General features: G+C 65.7%; 27 protein-coding genes. 17 read left to right on the top strand and 10 right to left on the bottom strand.

Annotation, left to right across the window (positions count from 1 at the left end):
• The first annotated feature begins 59 nt into the window (after positions 1–59).
• The 5 genes from APR04_RS20620 to APR04_RS31100 all read left to right on the top strand — a co-directional run bounded on the left by APR04_RS20620 (position 60) and on the right by APR04_RS31100 (position 6569).
• Entirely contained in the window at positions 60–482 is a 423-nt protein-coding gene (locus tag APR04_RS20620; protein ID WP_253873776.1) for a hypothetical protein, read from the top strand.
• 67 nt (positions 483–549) lie between these two features.
• A complete protein-coding gene (locus APR04_RS20615; protein WP_253873773.1) occupies positions 550–744 on the top strand; it encodes a hypothetical protein in 195 nt (64 codons plus the stop codon).
• A gap of 165 nt (positions 745–909) precedes the next feature.
• On the top strand, positions 910–1548 hold the full coding sequence (locus APR04_RS20610) for a hypothetical protein (RefSeq protein WP_253873771.1): 639 nt from the start codon (positions 910–912) through the stop codon (positions 1546–1548).
• Positions 1545–4802, top strand: coding sequence for a helicase HerA domain-containing protein (locus APR04_RS20605; protein ID WP_253873769.1), 3258 nt, complete (start codon positions 1545–1547; stop codon positions 4800–4802). The genes APR04_RS20610 and APR04_RS20605 overlap by 4 nt, the downstream gene beginning before the upstream one ends.
• Before the next feature lie 42 nt (positions 4803–4844).
• The gene (locus APR04_RS31100) at positions 4845–6569 is read left to right on the top strand and encodes an AIPR family protein (protein ID WP_253873767.1); all 1725 of its coding nucleotides are present in this window, start codon (positions 4845–4847) and stop codon (positions 6567–6569) included.
• A gap of 384 nt (positions 6570–6953) precedes the next feature.
• Here APR04_RS31100 and APR04_RS20595 read toward each other — a convergent pair whose 3' ends face one another.
• Positions 6954–7289: a hypothetical protein gene (locus tag APR04_RS20595; protein WP_253873765.1), complete on the bottom strand. Its 336-nt coding sequence runs from the start codon at positions 7287–7289 to the stop codon at positions 6954–6956.
• Positions 7290–7623: 334 nt separating this feature from the next.
• Positions 7624–8931: a plasmid pRiA4b ORF-3 family protein gene (locus APR04_RS20590; protein WP_253873763.1), complete on the bottom strand. Its 1308-nt coding sequence runs from the start codon at positions 8929–8931 to the stop codon at positions 7624–7626.
• Positions 8932–9068: 137 nt separating this feature from the next.
• Here APR04_RS20590 and APR04_RS20585 point away from each other — a divergent pair, with 137 nt between their 5' ends.
• A complete protein-coding gene (locus APR04_RS20585) occupies positions 9069–9398 on the top strand; it encodes a hypothetical protein (RefSeq protein WP_253873761.1) in 330 nt (109 codons plus the stop codon).
• Between the two features lie 880 nt (positions 9399–10278).
• Complete coding sequence (locus APR04_RS20580; protein ID WP_253873759.1) at positions 10279–10773, top strand: GNAT family N-acetyltransferase; 495 nt, start codon at positions 10279–10281, stop codon at positions 10771–10773.
• Positions 10774–10783: 10 nt separating this feature from the next.
• Here the strand turns inward: APR04_RS20580 and APR04_RS20575 are convergent, their stop codons facing one another.
• Positions 10784–11086 carry a hypothetical protein gene (locus APR04_RS20575; RefSeq protein ID WP_253873757.1) on the bottom strand — a complete coding sequence of 101 codons (303 nt, stop codon included), beginning with the start codon at positions 11084–11086 and terminating at the stop codon, positions 10784–10786.
• Positions 11087–11849: 763 nt separating this feature from the next.
• Here APR04_RS20575 and APR04_RS20570 point away from each other — a divergent pair.
• On the top strand, positions 11850–12281 hold the full coding sequence (locus APR04_RS20570; protein ID WP_253873755.1) for a hypothetical protein: 432 nt from the start codon (positions 11850–11852) through the stop codon (positions 12279–12281).
• A complete protein-coding gene (locus tag APR04_RS20565; RefSeq protein ID WP_253873753.1) occupies positions 12251–12697 on the top strand; it encodes a DUF6392 family protein in 447 nt (148 codons plus the stop codon). The genes APR04_RS20570 and APR04_RS20565 overlap by 31 nt, the downstream gene beginning before the upstream one ends.
• Before the next feature lie 62 nt (positions 12698–12759).
• Here the strand turns inward: APR04_RS20565 and APR04_RS20560 are convergent, their stop codons facing one another.
• Together APR04_RS20560 and APR04_RS20555 are read right to left on the bottom strand one after the other, a co-directional pair.
• Positions 12760–13047 (bottom strand): hypothetical protein, encoded by a 288-nt coding sequence (locus tag APR04_RS20560; RefSeq protein ID WP_253873751.1) that lies wholly within the window; start codon positions 13045–13047, stop codon positions 12760–12762.
• A 201-nt stretch (positions 13048–13248) separates the two neighbouring features.
• Positions 13249–13557 carry a transposase gene (locus APR04_RS20555; RefSeq protein ID WP_308292380.1) on the bottom strand — a complete coding sequence of 103 codons (309 nt, stop codon included), beginning with the start codon at positions 13555–13557 and terminating at the stop codon, positions 13249–13251.
• A 237-nt stretch (positions 13558–13794) separates the two neighbouring features.
• Here APR04_RS20555 and APR04_RS20550 point away from each other — a divergent pair, with 237 nt between their 5' ends.
• Positions 13795–13977, top strand: a complete 183-nt coding sequence (locus APR04_RS20550; protein ID WP_253873747.1) for a hypothetical protein — start codon at positions 13795–13797, stop codon at positions 13975–13977.
• A gap of 82 nt (positions 13978–14059) precedes the next feature.
• Here APR04_RS20550 and APR04_RS20545 read toward each other — a convergent pair whose 3' ends face one another.
• Positions 14060–14278, bottom strand: coding sequence for a helix-turn-helix domain-containing protein (locus APR04_RS20545; protein ID WP_308292379.1), 219 nt, complete (start codon positions 14276–14278; stop codon positions 14060–14062).
• Positions 14279–14691: 413 nt separating this feature from the next.
• Between APR04_RS20545 and APR04_RS31345 the strand changes: the two genes are divergently transcribed.
• The 3 genes from APR04_RS31345 to APR04_RS20535 all read left to right on the top strand — a co-directional run bounded on the left by APR04_RS31345 (position 14692) and on the right by APR04_RS20535 (position 17119).
• Positions 14692–14976: a contact-dependent growth inhibition system immunity protein gene (locus tag APR04_RS31345; protein ID WP_345375913.1), complete on the top strand. Its 285-nt coding sequence runs from the start codon at positions 14692–14694 to the stop codon at positions 14974–14976.
• Positions 14977–15186: 210 nt separating this feature from the next.
• On the top strand, positions 15187–16404 hold the full coding sequence (locus APR04_RS31095) for a DUF6000 family protein (protein WP_253873743.1): 1218 nt from the start codon (positions 15187–15189) through the stop codon (positions 16402–16404).
• Positions 16405–16516: 112 nt separating this feature from the next.
• Positions 16517–17119, top strand: a complete 603-nt coding sequence (locus APR04_RS20535; RefSeq protein ID WP_253873741.1) for a hypothetical protein — start codon at positions 16517–16519, stop codon at positions 17117–17119.
• A 120-nt stretch (positions 17120–17239) separates the two neighbouring features.
• Here APR04_RS20535 and APR04_RS20530 read toward each other — a convergent pair whose 3' ends face one another.
• From APR04_RS20530 to APR04_RS20515, 4 genes are all read right to left on the bottom strand, one after another.
• Positions 17240–18040, bottom strand: coding sequence for a hypothetical protein (locus tag APR04_RS20530; protein ID WP_253873739.1), 801 nt, complete (start codon positions 18038–18040; stop codon positions 17240–17242).
• A gap of 287 nt (positions 18041–18327) precedes the next feature.
• A complete protein-coding gene (locus tag APR04_RS20525; protein WP_253873737.1) occupies positions 18328–18807 on the bottom strand; it encodes a hypothetical protein in 480 nt (159 codons plus the stop codon).
• 296 nt (positions 18808–19103) lie between these two features.
• On the bottom strand, positions 19104–19778 hold the full coding sequence (locus tag APR04_RS20520) for a hypothetical protein (RefSeq protein WP_253873735.1): 675 nt from the start codon (positions 19776–19778) through the stop codon (positions 19104–19106).
• Positions 19775–21208, bottom strand: coding sequence for a hypothetical protein (locus tag APR04_RS20515; protein WP_253873733.1), 1434 nt, complete (start codon positions 21206–21208; stop codon positions 19775–19777). Before APR04_RS20515 ends, APR04_RS20520 begins: the two co-directional genes overlap by 4 nt.
• A gap of 202 nt (positions 21209–21410) precedes the next feature.
• Here APR04_RS20515 and APR04_RS20510 point away from each other — a divergent pair, with 202 nt between their 5' ends.
• The 4 genes from APR04_RS20510 (at position 21411) to APR04_RS20495 (ending at position 24698) form a co-directional block, all read left to right on the top strand.
• Positions 21411–21752, top strand: coding sequence for a hypothetical protein (locus tag APR04_RS20510; protein WP_253873731.1), 342 nt, complete (start codon positions 21411–21413; stop codon positions 21750–21752).
• Entirely contained in the window at positions 21749–22135 is a 387-nt protein-coding gene (locus APR04_RS20505) for a CPCC family cysteine-rich protein (RefSeq protein WP_253873729.1), read from the top strand. Before APR04_RS20510 ends, APR04_RS20505 begins: the two co-directional genes overlap by 4 nt.
• 407 nt (positions 22136–22542) lie before the next feature.
• Complete coding sequence (locus APR04_RS20500; protein WP_253873727.1) at positions 22543–24252, top strand: polymorphic toxin-type HINT domain-containing protein; 1710 nt, start codon at positions 22543–22545, stop codon at positions 24250–24252.
• Positions 24252–24698 (top strand): DUF6392 family protein, encoded by a 447-nt coding sequence (locus APR04_RS20495; RefSeq protein WP_253873725.1) that lies wholly within the window; start codon positions 24252–24254, stop codon positions 24696–24698. The genes APR04_RS20500 and APR04_RS20495 overlap by 1 nt, the downstream gene beginning before the upstream one ends.
• The last annotated feature ends 101 nt before the right edge of the window (positions 24699–24799 follow it).

Genomic DNA, 24799 nt, shown 5'->3' with positions numbered 1-24799 from the left:
ATGTCGGCGGGTACCGCTACGGTGCGTGTCGTTGCGAGACGTCGAGAAGGAGCCGCACGATGAGCTGGGACATCAGCCTGTTCAACGCACCGCCCGAGACCACGATCGAGGAGATCCCACGCGACTACGAGCCACTACCAATCGGTTCGGTCGCCGAGGTTCTCAGCCGGTTGCAGGCTGCGTTCGCGGACCTGGACCTGAGTGACCCGACGTGGGGCGACCTCGAGCGGTCGGGCTGGTCGATCGAGTTCAACATCGGCAGCGAGGACCCGGTCCGGTCGATCATGCTGCACGTGCGCGGTGGTGGCGACGATGTCGTCCAGGTGGTCCGCGAGACCGCGCACGTCCTCGGGTGCAGTGCGCTCGACTGCTCGTCTGGCGAGTTCATCGAGGAAGGCGGCAGAGACGGGTGGGCGGACTTCCAGGCGTTTCGCGACGGTGTGATCGGTCAGGGTGCCGCCGCGCAGAACGTGGAGCGGTAGGCGCATGTCGATCCCTACGGTGAGCTCGACGAGTCGACGCGACGCCCGTTTCACTGCTGGCCCGTACATGGGCAAGTTCGTCGTTGCCGAAGCGGACGAGAGCGGCGCGATCATCGCGATCATCTGCGAGGGTCAGGCTGGCTCTCTGACCACGATCGGTGACTGGTGGTTCATGGGCATGAGCGAATTCGAGCTCGCCGTGACCGAGGATGGCTGGGACGTCGAGTGGCTCCCTTCAGGGAGCCTCGGGACGCCACAGTGACTAGGGCTGAGCTGGTCACTCACTGGAGTGTCGGGGCACTTCGAAGAGGGCAATCTGGTGAAGCGGAGCTCCACACCCGGCCCCAGACTCACCAGGCGGGTGAGTTTTGCGCCGTGGCCTGCGACGACACTGCCCGTCAAGTCGGAATCCAGGTACGTTTGCGCCATGTCGGACACCCAGCTGAACCTGCCGGAACGGTCGGCGCTGCTCGCGCTGATGACGCTGACCCGGGAGGTGTCCAACGCTGGGCTAGCAGATGAGCTGGGTATCACGATCGAGAAGAGGGCGCGGGAGCGCTTGGTCGACCTGGGCTACATCAGGGCGTGGCAGACGGGCCGGTACCGGGCGTGGATGCACGAGCTCACGGACGAGGGTTGGCGGCGCTGTGGGGAAGAGCTGGGCAGCCCCGCTCCGGAGCGTGCGTCGAAACCCACGCGGCTGCAATACGCGCTGACCCGCCGGTTCGCAGCCTTCATGGCGCGATCCGATCTGCGTGTCGCGGACATCTTCGCCCTGGATGACGAGCCGACCGTGCCCGCCGTCGACATCATAGGTCGGATCCGTGCCGCGTACGCCGCACTGGCTGCCACGCCAGGTTCCTGGGTCGGCCTTGCGCGGCTGCGGCACACCGTCGCCGACATACCGCGTGCCGACCTGGACGCCACCTTGCTGCGTCTGGTCCTGGAACGGGAAGTGCGGCTCAATCCTGAGTTCGACCAGAAGACGCTGACCGAGGCAGACAGGGCAGCCGCGCTGCGCATGGGAGGCACGGACGTGCACCTCATGTCTATCGGGCGCCCATGAGGGAGATCGAGCGCGGCGCACTGGCGGAACTGACCAGGGTCAACTGGGCGATCAGCAGGGACGGCGTGTGGGAGGACCCGGAGACCCACGTCGCAGGCCTCAACGGTTCGGCGTTCGGTACGGTCATGGACGGTTTCCGCGACGCCAAGGCCAGCTCCGCGGAGAGCCCGCTCGGCGTGGTCGTCACCGGACAGCCCGGTTCGGGAAAGACTCACCTTGTCGCGGCCGTACGGTCGCGGGTCATGGCGGCGGGCGGCTATTTCTTCGCCCTTGACCTGCGCCACGAGCGGGCCTTCTGGCAGAAGGTGGTGCACGACGTGCTCGGCGGCCTGCTGCGACCCGGCCGTGACGGAGTCAAGCAGGGTGAAGCCCTGCGACGGGGACTGTCTCAAAGACTCGATCTGCCCGAACCCTTGCACCGGCAGCTCATGGGGCACGACGAACCGACCCGGTCGGGACTCGACGGCATCGTCGAGGCGCTGGACGACGTCGACCAGCAGCTCGCCTTCGAATGTGGACACACTCTGCGAGCCCTGACGCTGCTGGCCAGCAGGTCGCTGGCGATCAGGGAGGTCGGCAGCGCCTATCTACTGTCGGCGGAAGACGAGCTGGTGGTAGGCGAACGCGCCGAATGGGGTATTCGCGCCGCCTCTAGGAAGCCGCACGAGACGGTCGGTGAGCTCTTCAAGCTGATCGCGCTCACCGGGCCGAGCGTGATCGCCCTGGACCAGATCGACACGCTTATCCAGCAATCGGATCGAGCGGCCGACGGCGCCGCGTCCGAGGGACCTGACGCTGAACCTGAATCGATGGGTCTGCCCAGGAAGCAGATGTTCGACGACGTCGGCAGCGGGCTCATGGAGCTGCGCGAGGTCACTCGTCGGACACTGGTTCTGGTTGCCTGCACCGAGCCGGTCTGGAAGCGAATCCACCAACATTCGCTGGGCTCCGTCGAGCAACGGTTCCGCCACGCCGAGCAGCTGGACACCGTCCCGTCAGCAGTGATCGGGCGGACGCTCATCGAAAGGCGGTTCGCGCTCAAATTCGGCGAGGTCGGATTTACCCCGCCCTATCCAACCTGGCCGGTACGGCCGGAAGCGTTCGCCGACTCTGGCCTGTTCACTGCTCGCGGCCTCATCCGCCAGATCGATACCCACCTCCGGGCGTGCCTGGGCGCGAACCACGTCGTCGAGCTGACCAGCATTGCCGAGCCGAGTGGCAAGGACACGCCTACGCCGCGACCGGGGCCTGCGCCATTGCCGTCAGATCAGGGTGCGTTCACCGAGATCGACGAGCAGCTGACCGCCTTGGTGAACGATACGAGCGTGATCGCGGACGTCGCAAAGTCACTCGACCCGAAGCAGGAAGATCAGCACGTACCGCGCCTTATCCGTTCAGCGTTGAAGTGGTGGATCGTCGAGCAGGGTGAAGAACGCCTCCGTTATGTGCTGCCTCTGGAGACGATGGCCGCCGGAAATCCTGCCCTGCACGCTGAAGTGCACCGGATCATCGACGAGGACACCGAAGACAAGATCTACTGGTCGTTCCGGGCGATCGGGTGGCGAGACGGGCGGGCGGTCATCAATCGGATCGACCGGGTCCTGATCGCCACGGGGCTGGACCCATCGGCGCAGAAACGTAAAGTCTTCCTGTTGCGCACCGGTGAGTGGTCGAACGGCAACAAGACCCGGCAGAAGGTCCAGGAGTTCGAGGCGGCCGGCGGGGTCGTGATCGAGCTGTCGAGGGAGACGCTGGAGACCGGACTTCGCACGTTCGCGGCCTTGGAGCGACTCGCTGGCACCCAGCCACCGGCCCGGTTCAGGGCATGGTTGCTCAGCCGCCGCCCGGCCGGACGCACCGCGCTCCTGCGCGCGGTGTTCGGCGATCCGAGGGACGACCCGGAACCGCCGCGTCCTGAACCAGGGCCGGTCCCCATGCCGCAACCGTCCGCCGCAACCTTGCCGTTCGTTGCCCCTGACACCACCGACCCGGTGGTGGTGGCTCCGGGCCAGGCGGCAGCGGATCCGTTGACGCTGCACGTGGGTGACCGGATGGACACCGGTGCGCCGGTGACGATCAGTCTGGAGTCGCTGCGGAAGCACACGGCGATCTTCGCCGGGTCCGGATCGGGCAAGACAGTGCTGATCCGCCGGCTGGTCGAGGAGTGCGCTCTGCGTGGCGTGTCCGCGATCGTGCTCGACCCCAACAATGACCTGGCGCGGCTTGGCGACCCGTGGCCGCAGCCACCGGATGCTTGGGGACCCCATGACGCGGCCCGCGCCGACGACTACCTTCGCAACACCGATGTCGTGGTCTGGACGCCCCGCCGGGAATCCGGTCGGCCGCTGGCGTTTCGCCCGCTGCCCGATTTCGCCGCGGTTGCCGACGACCCGGACGAGTTCCGCCAGGCCGTTGACACGGCGGTCGCCGCGCTCGCACCGCGTGCCCGCGCCGACGGTCCGACTGCGAAGGCCGAGCGTTCACGGGCCGTTCTCAACCAGGCGCTGCAGTACTTCGCACGCAAGGGCGGCGAAGGGCTCAGCCACTTCCTGGATCTGCTCGGTGACCTGCCCGATGGCGTGACGCGACTGGCCAAAGCGCACGAGATGGCCGCGGACATGGCGCAGACCTTGCGTGCAGCCACGATCAACGATCCGTTGTTCGGCGGGGTCGGTGAACCGGTGGACCCCGGCGTGCTGCTCACCCCCGAGGCGGGGAAACGTGCCCGGATCTCGGTGATCAGCCTGATCGGCCTGCCTACCGAGGAGCAACGGCAGAGCTTCGTCAACCAGCTCCAGATGGCTCTGTTCGCCTGGATCAAGCGGAACCCCGCCGGGGACCGGCCGCTCGGTGGACTACTGGTCATGGACGAGGCGCAGACCATCGCTCCGTCCGGTTCGCTGACCGCGAGCACGCACAGCACCCTCGCGCTGGCCTCGCAGGCCCGCAAGTACGGACTCGGCCTGGTGTTCGCCACGCAGGCGCCACGCGGTATCCACAACCGGATCTCCGGCAACGCCGCCACGCAGCTGTACGGGTTCCTCAACAGTCCGTCGCAGATCACCGCTGCCAGGGAGATGGCAGCCGCGAAGTCCAGTGCGGTACCAGACATCTCCCGGCTGGGCACCGGTGAGTTCTATGCCGTTGCCGAGGGGCTGGCATTTCAGAAGATTCGCACCCCCATCTGCCTGAGCTACCACCCGTCGAGCCCGCTGACCGTCGAGGAGGTCATCGACCGCGCCCGGCAGGTGTGAGGTCCGCGCACGAGAGGAAGAAGGGGACCCACCGTGGAGAGAGTGATCCAGAGTCTGCTCGAGGCTTTCCAGCAGGACCAGGACCTGACCGAGCTGCCTGAGGCAGAGGCGTTCGAGGCGTTCGCCGCCTACTGCGTGCTGAACTCGTACTACAACGAGCCGTTCAACCCCGACACATACCGCACGGGCGGGGGCAACGACCTCGGCATCGACGCCTACGCGGTGCTGATCGACGGGCAGATGTACCGGGATCCGACGGACGTCCAGGTGGCGATGCAGGAACGCAGGCGGCCGCAGGTGCAGGTGGTGATCATCCAGGCCAAGACCAGCAGCAAGTTCGAGACCAAGGTGATCTCGGACCTCGCGGAGAATCTTGGCCACCTGTGCGGGGCGGAAGCCATCCCGTACGAGGTGTCGGACGACGTGAAGGGCCTGCGCGAATGCCTGGACGCCGTGTACCAGGACCCCGCACGGCTGGCCGGCCGGCTGCCGGAGCTGCACGTCCGCTATGTGACCACCGGTGATCAGATAGCGGAGATGGTCCACCGCAAGGCGCGATCGGCCGAGAGGCATCTGGGCAAGCTCAACCGGTTCGAGACGGTCGAGGTGCGCTGTGTGAACCGGCCGGAGCTGCGCGCGCTGTACCAGCAGGCGATCAGCACCGTCGAGGTCACCGTGCCGGTGCCGAAGCAGTTCGCGATGCCGACGGCTCCGGGTGTCGAGCAGTCGTTCGTGGGACTGGTCGGCGCTTCGGAGCTGGTGCGCACCGTGCTGGAGGACGACTCGGGAAAGCTGCGGGAGAACCTGTTCGAGAGCAACGTCCGGGCCTTCCAGGGATACAACGCCGTCAACAGCGGCATACGAGACACCCTGCGGGACCCGGTCAAGCGGCAGAGGTTCGCCGTGATGAACAACGGCATCACCATCGTGACCCGGAAGATGAACCGGGTCGGCGACAACTTCGTGCTGGACGACTTCCAGATCGTCAACGGATGCCAGACCTGCCACGTGCTGTTCCACGAACGCGATCAGCTCACCGATCAGGTGTACGTCAGCGTCCACATCGTGCACTCGAAGGACGAGGACGTGATTCAGGGCATCGTGGCCGCGACCAACCAGCAGACTCCGGTCAGTGCTGAGGACCTGGCCGCGCGGCAGGACTTCCACAAGCAGCTGGAAGACTTCTTCACCCTCGGCTGGGACAAGCCGCACCGGCTCTTCTACGAACGTCGCGCGAAGCAGTACAGCGAACGCAAGGACGTGGAGAAGACCCGGGTCATCAGCCGTCCTCAGCTCAGCCGCGCGTACCTGGCGATGTTCATGGACGAACCGTCTCGTGTGGGCCGCTACCAGGACCTGATGAAGGCGCGTGGCGAGGAGTTGTACGCCGCTGACCAGCAGCCGATCCTCTACTACACTGCCGCGGCGACCTGGTATCGGCTGGAGTGGCTGATCCGCAACCAGCGCGTCAACCGTGGCTACCGGCCCACCCAGTACCACCTGATGGCGCTGATCCGACAGAAGCTGCTCGGACCGGGGGCCGTGCCGACCCACGACAAGGCGGTCACGAAGGCGTGCACCCGCATTCTTGACGTGGTCTGGGACGCGGAGGCCGCGGAAAAGCTGGTCGTCCACGAGCTGCTGCCCGTGATCCAGCGGGCCATCGATGCCGAACGGGAGGCCGGGGTGCCGTTGGGTGAGGCGGTGCGCAACGAGCGGTTCGCCGAGCGGGCCCGCAGGGAGCTGACCAGCATCACCGGTCGGTGAGGACTGACGGTGATCACGCCGGTGGTTGATGTCTTCGTTGGCGCACGATCTATCGTGTTCGTGGGCGGGAGGCGTGCGTAGTCTGGATGCCCGTCCTTACGCGAGGGGGTCGCTGATGGCTGGTCTGTGGGGTCGGAAATCTCGTGCGAAGAGCTGGAAGCGGGGCCTGTGGGGAAGCACGACCAAGGGTCGTAGCAAGAACCTGGCCAAGGGAGTGTGGGGGAGCAGCAAGCGCCGCAAGCGTTGGGGCCTGTGGTGAACGGGTGTCGCGAAGGGCCTGAGTCAAGCGACCGGTAGCGAGGTGGCCGTTAGGCCGCAGGGCCGTGTTGGCCAGCGTCGACGTGGTTGCGCTGATCTGAATGGACTTCCTTGATCCGGTAGGGCTCAGGAGGCCTTGAGGAACTCGGGGCGGATGACCTTGCGCAGCGCCTCGGTCATCGCGTTCAGGTCGATCGGTCCAGATGCCGGGCGCGTGGAGCTGTCGAGCTGTTCGAGGATGGCCAGACGTGCCATGGTCGAGACCGGCAGGTCTTTCTCAGCTGCGGCGGCGACCAGGCGCTGATACTGCAGGTCGGTCAGGCGCACGGACAGCACTCGCGGGGCGGCGCCATCACCCTGCCGAACGCCAAGGGCGCCTTCGGGCAGTGGGTCGTGCCGACGGGCCTCGGACTCGGCGGAGACCTCGGTCAGCAGCTCCTCGATCGGCGTCTTCTCACTCATCACACCCCCTCCTTCTTGCTCGCGTCGTTGTTCTCGTTGTCGGCCGTGGGCCGAGTCTGGTCCTGGTGGATCGGTGAACGCCTCGTCGGCCCACTCCGGCTCGATGTTCGTCTCCCCGGACGACTCCTTCCTGGTCGACCTGGTGCGGATGTAGTCGGCCCGGTGCTTCCAGTTCGGCGTCACGGCCGGATCTGGTTCTTGCTGCCCCCTGCTCCTGGTTCACGTAGTTGAATCTACTACGCGAACGGACTGGCTGCCCGATTTCTTCCTCGTGCGAGTAGGTCGCTGATGGCTGGACCTGTGGCGTCAGAGTCTCGGACAACGGTGTTGGGCCTCAGCGCTGCAGGGCCGTCCTGGCCAGGGCCGACGCGACCGCGCTGATCTGGCTCCGTGGTCGACGTCCTGCTGGCGGTTCGGCGATGTTCACGAGGATGTCGTGGACGTTGGTCTCGTAGTGGAGGACGTCGTATCTGGCGATCGGCTGACCGTCGTCGTACTGGTAGCCGAGGTCGGTCAGGTGGGCGGCGATCCGGTCCAAGGGGAGTTCGCCGTCGGGCGTGATAGCCGCATAGGCGAGCATGAGCAGGTCGGCGTCGACGACAGACCGATCGCGCTCTTGTGGCGGGGTGATCGATGCGGCGAGGTGCTCGAAGAGCACCGCGGGCCGGTCGCGGGCAGCGGCGCCGGCACGGGTGAGGTACAGCGCTCCCTTGTACTTGCGCAGCAGCCGGAGGCGCTTGACCAGCGACTCTCGAAACTTCGCGACCGGGTAGGTGAGGTCTTCCCGGTTGGCTTTGCCGATCCAGTCCGACATCGAGGGGATCAGGGTGGCGGCCTCTTCCACGACTGCCGGGCGGAGGTAGCCCGCCGGGGTGAGGGGGATGCCGCCGTCCCCGGCCCGGTCAAGGAACCACAGGTGGGCGCTGAGCGCGGTCCTGAGGTCGTCGTCGAACGGCCTTTCCGATGAGTCCGGGAGGGCAGCGAGCCGGGCGCCGAGCTCGGCGCCCTCGCTGGTGATCGAGAGCATGTTCACCAGCTCCAGCAGCCGCGGGTGCACGTCACGGGCGCGTAGCGCGTACCAGGGCCGACCGAGCTGCTCGTTCACCTCGGCGGGCTCGAACCGGTCAGGGTCCTCGACCAGAGCAGCGAGGCCATCGTTCATGTACTCGAATCGTGAGTCTTCCGGTGGTGCCGCGCGCCGTCCGTCCACGCACACCGCCGGCGGAGTACCCGGATCTGCGGACAGGACCTTCTCAAGTCGCAGCCTGAGCTGCCAGTCGTCGCCGTAGTCGTACACGTACCGCAGGACGTCACCGGGATCGTTCAGGACCTGGTCGAGGCGGACCTGTTCCTCCGGGGTTCCTTCCTCCTCGCCCTCGGCGACGTCGAACGGGCACAGGAAGAGCTGGGCGTCGCGGTCCCACACGCTGCCGCCGAGCGCGAACCGGTGCAGGTGCGAGTCTTCCCATCTGAACGCGTCCTGGATGATTTGGTGTACGACGTCGAGCGTGAGGTCGGCCCGCAGGTTCAGCCGACGCCAGGTGGGTGGCTTGGTGTCGTCGAGATCGATCCGGATCTGGAGCACTGCCGGGGAACTGTGCGTCGTCGTGGAGGGTGACGTGGTGTCATGATCGTCGCTCACCCGGCCACGGTATCGACCGGTCGGTGTAGTCATCCAGACAGCGAGCAGGTTCTGCCGCCCCTCGGGCGACCAGAGCTCGATCGAGGTGACGTCTCGGTCCATGTCGGGCCCAGTTCAGCGAAGGATTGAGGTGAACCGTGGCAAGTCTGTTCAGGCGCTTTCTGAAGAGGGTCGAGACTGATGACGAGGTCTTTGATCTGGGGCCGAAGCACTCGGAGTTCGCCGCGCACTTTCGGGACCCGATCTACGACGATCCGGGCGACGACCTCGCGCCGATCGGCAACGACGAGGGCTGGGATCTCTTGGCCGGCTGGGTGAAGCAGGCCGACAAGCTGGACAGCGGTTCGACGTCGGCACAGATCGCGCCCGAGTGGTTCGAGGACGCTCCGCTGGTGCCGGCCGACTTGAACGAGGACGACGTCGACCTGACATCGTCATTGGTGCCGGGTTTACGTCGCTGCGGCTGACTGGCCAGATCGGCGAGGCGGACCGTGCTCTGGTGCTGCGAGCTCTGGACATCCGGGACCGCACCCACGGGCAGGAACTTGAGACTCAACAGATGCGCACCGATTTGCTGGCCTTCGGCCGGGCCGACTAGCGATCCGCGACTGAGGCTGGAGCGTTTGTGCAGGTCGTATGGTCCTGCCAAATTGGCGGAACCATAATTGCCCTGTTTGTCCTCACGGTGCTCGCCGGCGGGCGTTTTGCTGGTCGCGCACGAGTCCGCGCAGGTCACGCGGTGGTGCCAAATTGGCACCACCGTTGATGTCCGGGTTGTCCTGCGGGCTCGTCTGGGCCTCTGAAGGTCGCTGCCGGATGCCTGGGCAAATTTGCAGGTCACGCGGTGGTGGCAATTTGCCACCACCGCGCATGTCCGAAGTGTCCCGCTTGAACCTGCGTGTGTCTGCTCCACGCTCGCCACTATGCATCGGGTATGTACTACTTGACGTACCACTTGATGTCTCCACCTGGGCGCCGTTGGAGTGGGGGACATGGGCGTGACCAGGGAGAACGTGTGTCCCCCAACTCGTGCAAATTCGGGTACCCGGAATGAAGACTTTCTGGGTTGCTCCGTCCAGGTCAACAGGCCTGACGGCATGGCGCACGCGCTGGCATCCGTGGTTCGGCTGAGGCGGCGGAGATCTACGTCCATGCGTTGATCGTGGCGAACGACCGCACGCTCTGCGCACACCACGCGGGCGCACACCTGCTGGTGTGCGAGGCGTATCAGCAGGTCAGAGGGCGCACACCAGCTCACGTCGTCGTGGGTCCGCTACGTGGCGGTGTGCGGCAGAAGGCCAGGAAAAGGCTTCGCGGACGAGGCTTGTCGGGTGCCATCGTGAGCGGATGAGCGAGCCACTGGTGCGACCTGCGGTCCTCGACGACGCCGAGGCGATCGCCGTCGTCCACCACACCTCCTGGGTGCAGACGTACTCCGACCTGCTCCCGGTCGCGCACTGGGAGAGCGACACCGTCGATGGCCGCGCGCAGCGGTGGCACGAACGGCTGTCCGAGGAAGCGCCCGGGAATCTTTCGGTCGCTGTTGTCGACAAACAGGTGGTGGGCTTCGCCAAGGCCGGAGCTACCCGGAGGAAGAGCGGCGTCCCGCTGCCAGTCCGATCTGATGAGTTGTTGGCGCTCTACGTGCTCAGCGAGCGTCACGGGACGGGGATCGGTGCCCTCCTGCTCGGCGCAGTCCTACCGCCCACTGCACCCGCTGAGCTCTGGGTGGCTGATGCGAACCCACGCGCCCGCAGGTTTTACGAGAAACACGGCTTCTTGCCGGACGGCGCCCGGTTCATCGATGACCTCAACTTCGCTCTGATCCGTATGGTGCGCTGACACCAGCAGCTCACCGACTCGGGTATCGGATGATCGGCCAATCATCTCGATCTGGGTACTGGATGCTGGCGCGACGGACGTACGCGGTGCGGACTCGAGGATGCCCGACCGCGACGTAGCCCTTGTACGGGGGAATCCAGAACACGGCGCTCTCCCAGCCGGTGCGGTCATACAGCGAATCCAGAGTCGCGACGATCCAGTCGCGCAGCCATGCGTCGTCCAGTCCGAACAACTTCAGCGCGTCGTCGAAGGTTTCTGGCCCGTCTGGGTCGCGCGGTGTGGCGGCGGCAACTGAGGCTTGGATGGAGTCCATGGCAGCATCGTCGCGGCTTGCGCGAGGCACGTCATGGGCTCAGAAGGGTGAACTCGAAACTCCGTCGTGTCTGCGTCCATGAAGACTTGCGGGGATCGAACAACGTCCTGGACGACCTGTTCGCCAGGCTCGAATGCAACAGGGACAGGGCCCTGTTCAGCATGTTCCTGTCCAGCGGGGCTCGGGCTTCGGAGCCGCTGGGCATGACGGTCGGGGACGTTCACCCGGGCGAGGGGCGCATCTACGTGGCGACCAAGGGCCTCGGTGGGATCAAACAGGCATGCCCGGCAGCGCCAGAGGGCTGACCCGGATTGCGCAGGGGGGAGCGACCCTGGCCGAGCTCATGCGGCGTGGTGGGCATTCCGACGTGACGGTGGTGCTGCGGTACCAGAAGGCGACGATGGCCCGAGACATCGAGCTCGCCGCGCGGATGAGTGTGACGGCGGGGGAGGAGATCCGGCTGGAGAAGGACCGTGCAGAGTCCGAAAGGGACAGGGCTGCTTGCTGGTCGAGCGGCTGGGCCTTCCTCGCGAGGTCCAGCTGCTGTGGTCGCGCGGTGTGCGCTGCCGGGATCGGTCCGGATTCACACGGAACGTGCTGACGGGATCGTGACCACATTCTGTGTCAGTTCATCGAGGTCGACCCGAATGAGCCGGCCTACTCGGTAGCCCGCGATGGTGCCGTCTGCGATTCGGCGGCGCAGCGTCTTGACGGACACGTGAAAGTGGGCGGCGGCGCCGGCCAACGGGATCAAGCGAGTGGGATGGGCGGGCGTTGGGCGCTCGACGACGGACAGCTCAAGGACCTGAAGAAGATCGAAAAGGTCCGCGACGGTCTCGAGCACGACCACATCCCGTCGTCAGCAGCCCTGAGGAAGGCCGAGGAGACCAGGCTCGGCCGTTCGCTGAGCAGGGACGAGGAGCTGAAGATCCACAACGAGGGCTACACGATCGAGGTCCCCAAGGATGTGCACCGTGCGGGAGACACTTACAAGGGTAAGAACACTCCCGCGAAGATCGCGGGAGATGCCGCCGATCTGGGCAAGGCCGCCGCGCGGGACTACGCCACCCAGACCAAGAACCTGATCGCTGCCGGATTCTCGCCCCAGGACGTGGCCGCGGCGATCGATAAACTGCGAACAGCCAATCAGGGACGAGGGATCGGATGGCAACGGTCACGGGCGACATCGCCGTGATGCTGAGCGTGCTCGGGCTACGCAAGGGAGACGCCCGGATCCTCGACGCGCTCGTCTTGCTGGGCTCCGGCATGGAGACCACGGAGCTCGACTGGGGCGACGAGACCTCGACCTACCTGGTCTTCCGATCTACCGGCACCGACGTGCACTTCACGGACGACGTGCTCACGTCCTTCATGGTGCGGGTGCAGCCTGACACCGAGGAGTCTGGGTACGACCCGTACCCACGGCTGGCCGACCTCGTCGAGGGCCTGCCGCTGACGGCCACCCGCTCCGAGGTTGAGGAGCACTTCGGCGTTCCGGAGCGGACCGGTCCCACTTTCCTGCGATACGAGGCGAACGACCAGTACCTGCACCTGGAGTTCGACGCGCAGGACCGGATCACCATGGTCTCCGCGTTGCTCACGGCACCTTGACAGCCGGCCCATCGTTTCGAGGACGGTGACTCCGAGCCCATCTTCGTAGAGTGACGGCGGGGTCATAAACCGCTCGTGTCCGTAACGGGGCGGCCCGACATGTCCGAGCCGCGGTCTGCGGGGTCCTTGGCTTCCATCGCGCAGGCGCCCGGCTGGACCAGGAGGTAGGTGAGTAGGTCGAGCCAGATGGTGCGGTTCTTGTAGATCACCCCTGACCATGCCTCGACCGGGTCGGAGGCCAGGACAGGGTCCGATACCTCGAACGGCTTGGGGATCTCGTTGGTGAACTTGAACGTGACCGGCTTGCCAGATGGGCCCGTCAGCAGGGTCGACGGCGGGTCGAACAACACCGCGCCCTGCAGGGGGTGACGAAGCCGCCTGGCGCGGTCGACTCTGAGATGGCGGAACGCGATGCTGCGTTGCAGCCCTGGTGCGACTGGAGCGGGACGACCCAGGACCCCGTCGGGCGCGAGCTGCTCGATCCAGGCCGGGGCAGGGGCCAGGGAGAGACGGTAACCATGATCCGGTCGAACACACCATGACCTAGTGAGTCAGGAGTCTTGTTCATATCCGGCGAGTCGTTCGAGGATCTCGTCGGCGGTCTTGGCCCAGGCGTAGGGCCGTGGGCCGGTGTTCCAGGTCGCGATCCAGTCGCGGATGTCCTTCTCCAGGGTCTGGACAGACTTGTGGACGCCGCGGCGGATCTGCGTGTTCGTCAGCTCGGCGAACCATCTCTCGACGAGGTTGGGCCAGGAGGACCCGGTCGGGGTGAAGCGCAGGTGGAACCGCGGATGGGCCACGATCCAGGTCCGGACCGCCGGCGTCTTGTGCGTGGCGTAGTTGTCCGGCACGAGGTGGATGTCCAGGTCGGCGCGAGTCTGCTTGCCCAGGGTCCTCGGCCCGGTGAAGGCGGTGCAGCGAGCCGATCATCCTTGCCGGAGGCGATCTCCAGGGCGGCGAGCAGGGCCGTGGTGCCGGCCCGGACGTAGTCGTGGGTCACATGCTGCGGGTCCCGGGCATCATCGGCAGCACAGGCTGGGAGCGGCTATAGGTTCCATGGCCTGAGGCACACGGGGCTGACCCGGATTGCGCAGGAGGTGGCGACCTCGGCCGAGGTCATGCGTCGTTGTGGGCACTCCGACGTGACGGTGGTGCTGCGCTACCAGAAGGCGACGATGGCTCGGGACATCGAGCTCGCTGCCCGGATGAGTGTGACGGCGGGGGAGGAGATCCGGCTGGAGGTGGAGCGTGCAAAGTCCAAAAGGGGCAGGGCCGCTTGATGCTCGAGTGTCTGGACCTCCCTCGCGAGGAGGTCCAGCCGCTGCGGTCGCACGGTCCGCGCTGCCGCGATCGGTCCGGGGTTCACACGGAACGCGCTGAGGGGATCGCGCCAACAAGGCTCTGCGTCAGCTCATCGAGGTCGACCCGGATGAGCCGGCCTACTCGGTAGCCCGCGATGGTGCCGTCTGCGATTCGGCGGCGCAGCGTCTTGACGGACACGTGAAAGTGCTCGGCGGCGTCGGCGTGCCGGTCTGGCTGGCCGCGATAAGCGTCTGCACCACCCCCAGCAACACCAACGATGTCGGCGTACGTTCTTCATCTTGGTCAAGCCGTCATCATCTCTGGGCGACACCTTCGACCTCATCGACGCATCGACAGCCTTGAGTGCCCTGTCGTACGCCTTGGACGGTCCTGGTTCACGTCGAACGCCGCGTGCCACCCCTGCGACAGGATGTCGCCGCGGAAGAGCTGTTCGCCATGACGCGTTCGGCAGCCTTCGGCACACCCAACGAACTCGCCGCTCCAGGCCCGGGTACCCTTCGCGGGCCTCGACCTTCCAGGTAGATCCAGCCTTGACCAGGACCACTTCGAGCTCGGCAAGCTTGTACTTGAAGCCGAGTTCTCACTGAGTTCCTGGATGAGGTAGTCGACGAACGGTTGATGCCGGACGGTTATCACATTGTGCCTTCATTCCCTAGATTGGCAGATGGTTGATGGAAGAATTGCGATATCTGGGATCTACCTATTTTCACGCGGATTATGATCTCGAAGCGAGTGCACCAATTGAGGTCGTGCGAAAGTTCCGTGCTTCTGAGGGGGAGGGCACCATAAGCGGGCTTCGACGCGAGATCGTCGGGCTGCTTGCGCAGATGTCTGATGACGCGGTCTTGGATGCGGCCTGGCTTACGGCGGCGGGTGCCGCCTACGATCCACGCCGGGATGGTGTCACGACGCGTGACTGGCTTGAGAGCATTTTGAGCGTGCTTGACGGCCGATAGAGGGCGCCTCGGCTTCGCTGGGACCTGACACAGGGATGGTTGACACCTGACCCGTACGGGCCTGGGGTCGCTGCGAACCGTAAGCGCGGTGGTCAGGCGCATGGACCACTACTGGTTCGTCGCACCCGCGCACACAGTTCCTGGTCGCGAGCGTGGGTGTTGGTGCACATCGGTGGTCTCCCAAAGGGGTTTGGGAAGCAGGTGTGCAGGGTGATTCCCGAGTCGGATGGTTCTGCGGGCGCTGGGCGCGATGGCAGACTCGCGCTGGCGACGCGGCAGAGAGGCGGTGTGGGCGTGCGGTCGAACTTCTTCTGGACGGCGAATCGAATGATCGCCGTCTGGGTCGTGGCCTTGCTCGCCGCGCTGGTGTTCCTTCTCCTGCTGGCGGACGTAGCCGGGCTGCCCCACTGGCTCGTTCTCATTCTGTCGATGATCGTCGCGCCCGTGGGGCTGATCCCGCTCCTGGGGCGGCTGACCCGGCAGATCGGCCAGGTGATGGGGCACGCGTCGAAGCTGCGTCCCGATGGCACCGTGATCCCAGCCGTGGCACTCGCACCTTCTCGTGTGTTGGGCAAGGAGCTCGGCCTGCAGGCAGTCGGACCGAACGCGTCCGGCGGGAGCCCGGCAGCGCTGGTCGTGCTCGCGGACAGGGTCGAGCTGTGGAGCGGTAGGAACGAAGCGGGACCGCGGTGGTCGATGTCTCGGGCGGGCTTGCAGATTGACGCTGGCCGGGCGCAGATCGGCATCGCGAACAATTGGGACGTGGTCTGGCTGTCTGACGGGTTGCGACAGCTGGCGGTCTCCCCGCGATACTCGCCGAAGCCGAACGGGGCGGACAACGACATCGATCGCGTGGTGCGTGAGCTCGGACAGGACCCCGCCGAGGTCCGCCGGAATAGCTGGCCCGAACGGCGCGGATCACAGCGGATCGATCGGCGATTCGTCGTGCCGTTCTACTTCCAGATGAGTGGTGCCAACTCCACTGCGTACCTGCCCCGGGTGGAACGGTCCCTCGTACGGGCGAGCGCTAAGGTCACGGCCGACGAGGTGCAATGGCTGCTGAGCACAGGGGACTGGCGGCGGATGGCCATGGGTGCATGGTTCGCCCTGGCTGTGCCGAGGGAGGAGGGCCACGAGGCCGTCCTTGTCGGTATGGCCGGGTCGAACCGGGATGACTCAGCGCTGCCGCTTGCGGCTGTCAGCGCGCTGTTGACCGGGCCGGATGCCATCGGAGCGATGGAGACCTACCTTGACCGGATCGTCGATGTGCCCCGTCGGGACCAGTCGTTCGAGATCGTGGCGGCTGCGATCGCCCACCTTGGTGGCGCTCCGCCGGTGACTCCGCCGACATGGGCTACCGAGGCATTCGAGGAGCTACTCGCCGTGGCGCAAGATCTTCAGCAAAGATTCCGGGCGGCACGGGCATGATCAGGCATAGGGAGCCGATGGCGTTCGCGAAGCCCGTCGCTGACGAACTCACGGTGGGTGCCCCGCAGATTCCAGCTCACCATTTGCGCGTGACGACACGGATGGACTCTCGATGAGACCAGATCGCCGACGGCCCTGGCTCGGTACCGTCGAGATGCGGACCTACTTGTCTGTCGACCGCGAGTTCGTGCCGATCGAGGAGTCTCCGGTGCCCAAGAACTGGAGCGGGTACGAGGGCGGCGCGGTCCTTCTGGTGGTCAACGGGCACACGGTCATCGGGCCAGAGTCGTGGGACGACATCGAACCACTGTGGATGCACCTGGCCGGCTTGGTCACCGCGATCGGCAAGGGCGCGTCGTACGCGACGGCGTCATTCCCCGACCAGCCGATCCCGGTCGGGATCGCACTCCAGGCTGATGATCTGGTGGTCGTGGTCTGTGGGCGTGGTGAGGACCGGTGCCGGGCAGTCGCCGACAAGTGCACGTTCTTCGAAGCGTTCTGCAGAGCCGGGATCGATGCGTTCGACCATCTCGAACGGCTCGGAGGCGGACGGCACGCTGCTTTGGCCCGTCAGTCTTTGGTCGAGTGCCTGGATGATCTCTACCAGGGCGAATGGCCGAACCTTCGAACGACACAATGCATTGGTGTGGAGAGGGCGACAGCATCTGAGAGAGAAGCGAAGGCGTTCTTCGGTGTTCAGAGGCTCGCCTGGTGACATGAGGGTTCCCGCTCCCGTGGACGAGCGTCCCGGCTTCCCGCGAGCGGCCCGGTAGCGAAGTGCGGTGGTCGTGCACTTGGAGGACCGAAGCAGGTCCCACGTCCGTCACCTCCGCGTTCACACTGGTCGAGGCGGGTGCCAATCGAGATTCTTCAGCGCTGCCGAATCACGCAGGATCACGACGGACTCGTCCAGCCTGTGCCACTCGTTGGGTCCGTAGTTCTCGGCCGCGATCAGCGGGACAGGTTGTCCTCCGACCATGAGCACAGCTTCTGCAAGCACGATGTCCGAGAACGGGTCGTCCAGCGTCGTCGTGTCGATCGTGACCCTTACCTGTTCTATCCGGCCGATTGGCAACGGGAGCGACTCATGGAGCCTGAAGTACCCAGGGTCGTTGTCGGTGAGCACACGACGCGCCTGCGGTTCGAAACAGAGGCCGAAGTAGGCGTCGTCCTGGTAGATGTCGATCTCGACGTCGCCGGTATTGAGCGCCAGACCCAGCCACGCAAAGGGAACCGCGTCGGCGTCCGGTTCCGAGTAGGCGTTCCCCGCGGCTCCGTCCTCCACCAGAGGCCATTCCGGGCCCCACCAGCGGCTGACCTCCAGACCGGCCCACGACAACGCGTACGCGATGTTCGTCTGCAGCCACCCGGTCTGCCCTCGACGTACGACACCGTCGAGCAGTTCGGTCACGACGTCGGTTGCGAACCTCTGTAGCAGCAATGGCTGTACGGGTCGGTGCCACGTCGCGGTTATCTCCTGCATGGGCGCTGGCGGCTTGGACAGGACCTCCAACGCCACATCAAGGTCGCCATCGGCGTCTGCGATGAGCAGCCGCCGTCCGCGGACGCCCTCGTCGTCGGTCGTTGGTGCGATCGCATACTGCTGCCCATCCTCGTCCTGCCAGACCCTGGTCACAGCGGCAATCCTTCACCATGCGCGCTGTCGCGCCGCCATGCTGGTCGGAGATATCGCTGGAACGGACACAGCGCAAAGCAGCCCCGGGCACGGGCCGCACCTTCGACGGCTGACGGCCAGGTTCGAGCCGGCGGAGGTTGGTACGGGGCGGCTGGAGTCGGCACGGCCGCGAGACTGCCACGGCGAGGTAACTGCCGGTAGCCATCTCTGAATCTGGGCCTTGCGCGGCGCGCGGGCCGCGGAGCACCGGTGCGCGCATGGCATGAGACGCCCTGCCGGAGGTGAGGTCAGAACTCGAACAGGACGGTGAGCTCGTCCGTGAGCAGGACCTGGTACGGCAGTCCGCTCAGTGTTGCGCCGTCGACGTCGATGCCTCGCATTCGGGCCGCTTCCGCGAGCTCGTCCCATGGATGGGTACCAGGGTTGTCGTCGTCGTCCCCCTGCACCAGGTCCATGATCTCTGTGATCACGTCGTGCGCTGTGCGCTTCCAGGAGACGTGCTCGCCGGCTCCGTGCCTGACAGAGGTGACGCCGCGGTCCATGTCGAGACGTATCAGGGACTCGTCGGACAGGCGCACGTACTGTGTGATCTTGACGCTGATGCTCGGCCCGACGTTTTCCGTCGGCGTCTTGTCGACGTCGCAGAGGGCAAGCGTCCCGGTCACCCGCAGGCCGGACAGGTCGAACGGTAGCCGCTGAGCGGGTTCAGGGTCTCCCGGCTTCCTATGGAGCGGGGCGTAGTGAAACCCCTCGTGCTCGCCGGTCATGCCGGAGCACAGGCTAGATCGCGCTTGGGCGAATACTGATATCCGAACGGATCAACCTTGCCAGTCAGGTCCACGTCTACCAAAAGGCCTGCCATGGTTCTCCGATCATGAGGTGATCCGAACGTAGCCGCGGACGCCGAGTGCTTCCATCCGGCTTTCGATCCACGTGGCGGCCTTCGGGTTGTTCTCGACCACGCCGAAAACAGGTGTGCCTATGTGACCCGGTGAGTGACGCAGGTCGTCAGCGATTCGAGCAGCCCTGTCATCGTCCGGAGTCCAGGCCGCCCACGCAGGATTCATCGGTGAGTCTCGCAATAGGTAATGTGAAGCCGTTCAGAGGGATTGCGGCGGTTGTATCGCAACGTTCGTCCGATGTCGATCTCTGCGCAGCAGTGAGCCTCGGGGGTTCGGGCCATGTGCGCCGGGCCGTCCTCGGCAAGCTCCCGCACCTGGTTGGAAGCCAGCTCGAACGCGGGGCGACTCCCGATCACGAACAGCGTGTCCGCGGCGGTCTCCCACAACAAATGGTCGTGGAAGCTGTCGTGCCATCGGCGGTCGTGATCTGACCGAGTGATCTCGGGGAACGGCTGTGCGGGCAGTCGCACCGTGTGCGGAGTCCATGAGGTAGCCCGGCCGCGAAGTTCTTTCCACTGCTTCACCGGGAACTGCAGGCTGTGGTGCATCAGTACAAGGTCAGAGGGCCGCCCTTCGGTCCAGGACGCGCACTCGTCGGTTGCTTGGCGCAGTGGGAGATGAATCAGGCTGTTCGGTGACCGAGCGGCGAGCCACCATGCGCAGGCGATCTCGAACGCGGCAGCCTTGTCTACGACGATCTGCGGGGCTCCGCGCTCGGCGCCGTCGTACAACGGCGCGTGAGCCTTCGAAAAGGCCGGCCGGAGCACGCGGTACGGCTTGCCACCCAGCGCGACGGTGCTGACGAGGGTGCGCCATCTCTGTCCGGCGAGCTTCATGCGTCGCTTCGCAGCCCGGCGGCGAACGCGACGCGACTCTTGCGCCAGGTCTCGGGCCATACCCGCGGGAGCAGGGCCATGAGCTGATCGCGCTGTAGCTCGGTGGGCTGAGCGAACTCCGGAATGGTGATGTTGCGGCCGAGCGCGGCGAGAACCGGGTCGTGGTCGAGCAGGATCTCCAGGTCCGCGATCGTCTGGTCCCAGCCGCTGCGGTTGCGCTTGAGCCACCATGCCCGACGTCGGAGGTCCGGGCCCGGAGACGACGCCAGCGGGAGCAGGTCGGCGTCCGACCACGCGGCAGGCATCTCGAGGAGAACCTCGGACGCGAGCCGCGCGACACGGTTGGTGCCCGTCCGCAGCACCTCGAACAACAGTGGGGCGTCAGCAGGAAACGCGCTGCCGGCGAGAAGGTGAAGACCGGCCTTCTTCAGCGGCGGCTCGGTGCTGACGACCAGATCGAGCGCCACCTCCCGGTCCACGGTGCCACCAGCCTCGACCAGGCCACGGTAGGCACGGGCACGCACAGCCGCGGGACCCGAACCGCGTGCGACATCCTGATACGCCGAAAGCGTGTCTCTACCCTGCTCCTGGTACCGCTGCCGTGCCCACAACCGGACCAGGACACCAGGATCGACCAGCAGCCGCTCCACGTCTGCGGGGTCGAGCAGGTCAGCCGTCAGGCGGACAAGGCCGAGCACACGGCTCTCGGCCGACCTGTCGCTCAGGAGAGCTGAGGCCACGACGTCGGGAGCGGCTCGGTCGGCGATGGCGTGCGCCAGGAGACTCTGGACGATGCGGTCATGCTCGAGTGGCAGCGTGGCGACGGCGTCACTGACGCTCAGCAGCTCGTTGGTCAGACTGTGCCGGAAGGCCGTGCGCCGGACTGCGGGTGTCGTCGAGCCGCGCAGGCGCGACCACAGTGCGGCTTCTCCGTGAACCCCAGCGATCGCGTGCAGGTAGAGGGGCAGGACCTCGGCGCCTCGTGTGCGTCCCTCGATGAGGTGCAGCACGGGCACGATCTGGTCCGCCTGGGTCAGTGACGTCCTGCGGAGCACAGCCCTGGTGGCTGCCTCTCGGACGGGCCACACGTGATCAGTGAGGCGGACGGAGAGCATGCGGTCAGCCAGCGGGGCATCGGTCCGCGAGAGGATGCCGACGGCGGCTTCCCGGACTCGGCCGTCGCCGTGCATGCTCGCGAGGGAAGCTCCGAGGTGGCCGGACGTTCCGAGTGCTCCGCCCTCCCAGAGGCCGGCCGATCCCAGCGCGTCGCGGTGCCGCCAGAACCGTGCCGTACGGTCGATCCGAAGCAGTTCACGCGCCGACGCGAGCAGCAGCCAGTCTTCGATCTCCGCTAGCGGACCCGGTGCACGTGAGAGCACGGCAGCGGCGCCGTCTGAGAGACGGTCGGCGATCTCGGCGGTAGCTAGCACGCCGCACATGATGTCAACGACCAAGAGCGGCGGACGAACGAATAACCAGGCCGGGCTCACTGCCGAGCCGCGGCTGGTGCTGGAGCGTCTGGGCAGGACATATGGCCCTGCCCAATCTGGCACCACCGTCCGCCGATCGGTTCGCACCGGGCCGTTGCAATGACCGTGACTGCCGCCGCAGAGGCCTGAAAGGATGCGCGACATGGAGACGGTGACGTTGTGGCGGCCGACGGGTCCGAAGGAGCTGGCCCTGGTCGAGGCCGCGGGGTGGCGTGCGTGGCCGCCGCGCCTGACCGACCAGCCGATCTTCTACCCGGTGCTGAACGAGGACTACGCGACGCGGATCGCCCGGGACTGGAACGTCAAGCACTCCGGCGCCGGGTTCGTGACGCGGTTCGAGGTGCGCAAGGAGTTCCTGGACCGGTACGAGGTCCAGCAGGTCGGCGGGGCGACGATCCTGGAGTACTGGATTCCGGCCGAGGACCTGAACGAGCTCAACGCGAATATCGTCGGAACGATCGACGTCGTCGCGGAGTACCGATGAGCGCCCGGTTCCCGTGCTCGTGCTGTGGGCATCTGGTGTTCGACGACCCGCCGGGGTCGCACGCGATCTGCGGGATCTGCTTCTGGGAGGACGACGCGATCCAGTTGCGCTGGCCCGACCGGACGGGCGGGGCGAACGGCCCGTCCCTGATCGAAGCGCAGCAGCTGTACGCGAAGCTGGGCGCGATGGAGCCCCGGTTCATCCGTTTGGTGCACCAGCCGACCGACGACGAGCCGCTCGATGCAGACTGGCGCGCGATCGATCTGATGATCGACTCGTTCGAGCCCAGGGGCGTCTCCGAACGTCCGTGGCCGAAGGACGACACCAGCCTGTACTGGTGGCGTCCCACGTTCTGGCGCCGTCAGCCGGTCGACGAGACCTGATGGACGCGCGTTCTCCGGATCAGTGGAAGCGACAAGGTCGATGACCTGAAGAAGGCGACGTTCCAGATCGTCGAGAGCTGGGGCCATGTAGGGGTAAGTCAGGGTCCATGTAGCGCCCAGCCGGGGGCTGGCCCGCTACCACGACTGGTGCCGCGGGCCGTAGGGGGGAGACCGTTCCATGAACGGGGCCAGCGCGTCGGGCGTCGGCTGCAGTTCTCCCGGCATGGTTGCAGGTCGATCGACCAGGTCGCGGAACTTTCATTGCTGGACCGATGCTTCCTTGCCTACCATTTGCCACATTGCGGAGAAAGCTTTCATGTCGGGCAAATGGGGGGAGGGGGTCCTTGATGAGGCCGTCTGATTGGTCGCCGGTAGGGCTGGATGCGGATCCGACGCCAGGTGATCCAGTGCTGGTGCTTTCGGGCGGGCAGGAGTACCAAGAGGTTGCCCGGTCGATCGACAACGCGGCGTCCTCGATGAGCCGGCTGGATGTGGACGGCACGGTCTCGAATGCCGTTGATTCGTTGATGGATGCCAAGGAAGACACCATCAGCGAGATCCGTAAGGCCCATTCCCGGTACGTCGCCGCCGGTGACGCCCTGGCCGGATACGCGTCGTCGCTCGAACGCGTGCAGTCGGAGACGCTTGCGGCGTTGGACCGGGCCAGGGATGCGCAGGATGCTGCGGACTCAGCGCGGGGGTCGAAGGACCGATGGCAGGACCTGGCCGACTCGGCGAAGGACGAGACCGAGAAGCAGGAGTACGAGCAGAAGGCGGAGCAGGCCGGCGGGGACGCCGACCAGGCCGCCGGCGTGATCTCGTCCGCGAAGAGCGCGATCGAGACCGCGGTATCCGACCGGGACACTGCCGCGAACTCCGCGATCGATCAGATCGAGGAGATCACCAGCAATGATGATCTGAACGACGGCTGGTGGGACAACTGGGGTTCCAAGCTCGTCGCCGCGATCGCGGACATCGCCGACATGATCTCCACGATCGCGGGGATCCTCGCGATCATCGTCGCGTTCATCCCTGTGGTCGGCACCGCCCTGGCGGGAGTGCTGATCGTCATCGCGGCAGTCGCGGCGATCGTCAGCGCGGTCGCGAACATCACCCTCGCGGCCACGGGTGAACGCTCCTGGGCGGAGGCCGGGATCGCGATCGCCGGCGCGGCGTTGTCGTTGATCGGTCTGGGTGGTGCTGCGAAGGCCGCGATGGGGTTGTCGAAGACCATCGCGAAGTCGGGCGGGTTCCGGCAGGCGATGAGCAAGGGGTGGTGCAAGTTCGGGTTCGGGAAGTGCTTCGTGGCCGGGACCCTGATCCATACTCCAGACGGGCCCAGGGCGATCGAGGAGATCCGGGTCGGGGACAAGGTCTGGGCCCGTGACCTCGAGACCGGCCGGGATGAGCTGCAGCTGGTCGTCGAGACGTTCGTCCGCACCTCAACCGAGCTGTTCCACCTGACGATCGATGGTGAGCGGGTCTCCACCACCGCGGAGCATCCGTTCATGGTCCAGGGCCGCGGCTGGCTGGACGCCGCGTTCCTGAGGGTCGGCGACCTTCTGGTCACCCCGGAGGGTACGACGGTCCCGGTCGAGGCCACCGACACCGAGCAGCGGACCGAAGCTGACGCGGAGATGGTCTACAACTTCCACGTCGAGACCCACCACAACTACTATGTGCGGGTTGGTGCACACGTTGTGCTCGTTCACAACAGCGACCATGTTAAAGCCCTCGATGTCGGAACGTACAAAGATCTCAAGAAACGTGCGAAGGTCGGCGACGGCATGGAGCACGATCACATTCCGTCGTCGGCCGCATTGCAAAGGGCCAAGGAGATCGAGCTTGGTCGTGACCTGAAGCCGCACGAAATTCGAGAAATTCACGAGCAAGGTAACGCGATCGAATTGCCAAAGGAAGTCCACGCCAAGGGCGACACCTACAAAGGCAGGAACAGTCAGACGCGGATCGAAGCAGATGCGACTGATCTCGGTGTGGCCGCCGAGCGGGATTACGCTACACAGAGTCAGAACATGATCAACGAGGGATATTCGCCTGAGGCAGTGGCCAAGGCGTTCGACGAACTGCGCGAGCTCAACAAGAAGCGAGGGATCTAGTGGAGACCGTCATCGGTGAGATGGCCGTGATGCTGGACGTGCTGGGCCTGCGGCGCGGCGACGACCGGATCCTCAAGGCGTTCGTCCTGGTCGGTCCCGACATGACGATCGAAGAGTTTGACTTGGGTAACGGTCGGTCGACCTACTACACCTTCGTAGCGGCTGGAACCGACATCCTCTTCAAGGACGACATCCTGTCGGCGGTCATCGTGCGAACACAGCCCGAAGAAGAAGATCACGGTTACGGCCTGTACCCGAGGCCTTCTGCCTTGATCGACGGATTGTCTCCCACAGCGACTCGTGGTGAGGTTGCAGATTTCTTTGGAGTGCCAGAACGCGTCGGTCCCAATTTTGTCAGGTACGAGGCGAACGACCACTTCCTGCATGTCGAGTTCGATTCGGACAGCCGCATCGGCACATTGTCCGCGTTGCTCACGGCACCTTGACGGCGGCCCATCGTTTCGAGGACGGCGGTTCCGAGTACATCTTCGTGGAGTAGCGGCCAGGTCATTAATCGTTTGTGTCCGTAACGGGATGGGCTCCACGG

The organism is Promicromonospora umidemergens, assembly GCF_024171995.1.
Taxonomy (GTDB): Bacteria; Actinomycetota; Actinomycetes; order Actinomycetales; family Cellulomonadaceae; genus Promicromonospora; species Promicromonospora umidemergens.
This window is presented reverse-complemented; position numbering and strand designations above follow the sequence as displayed.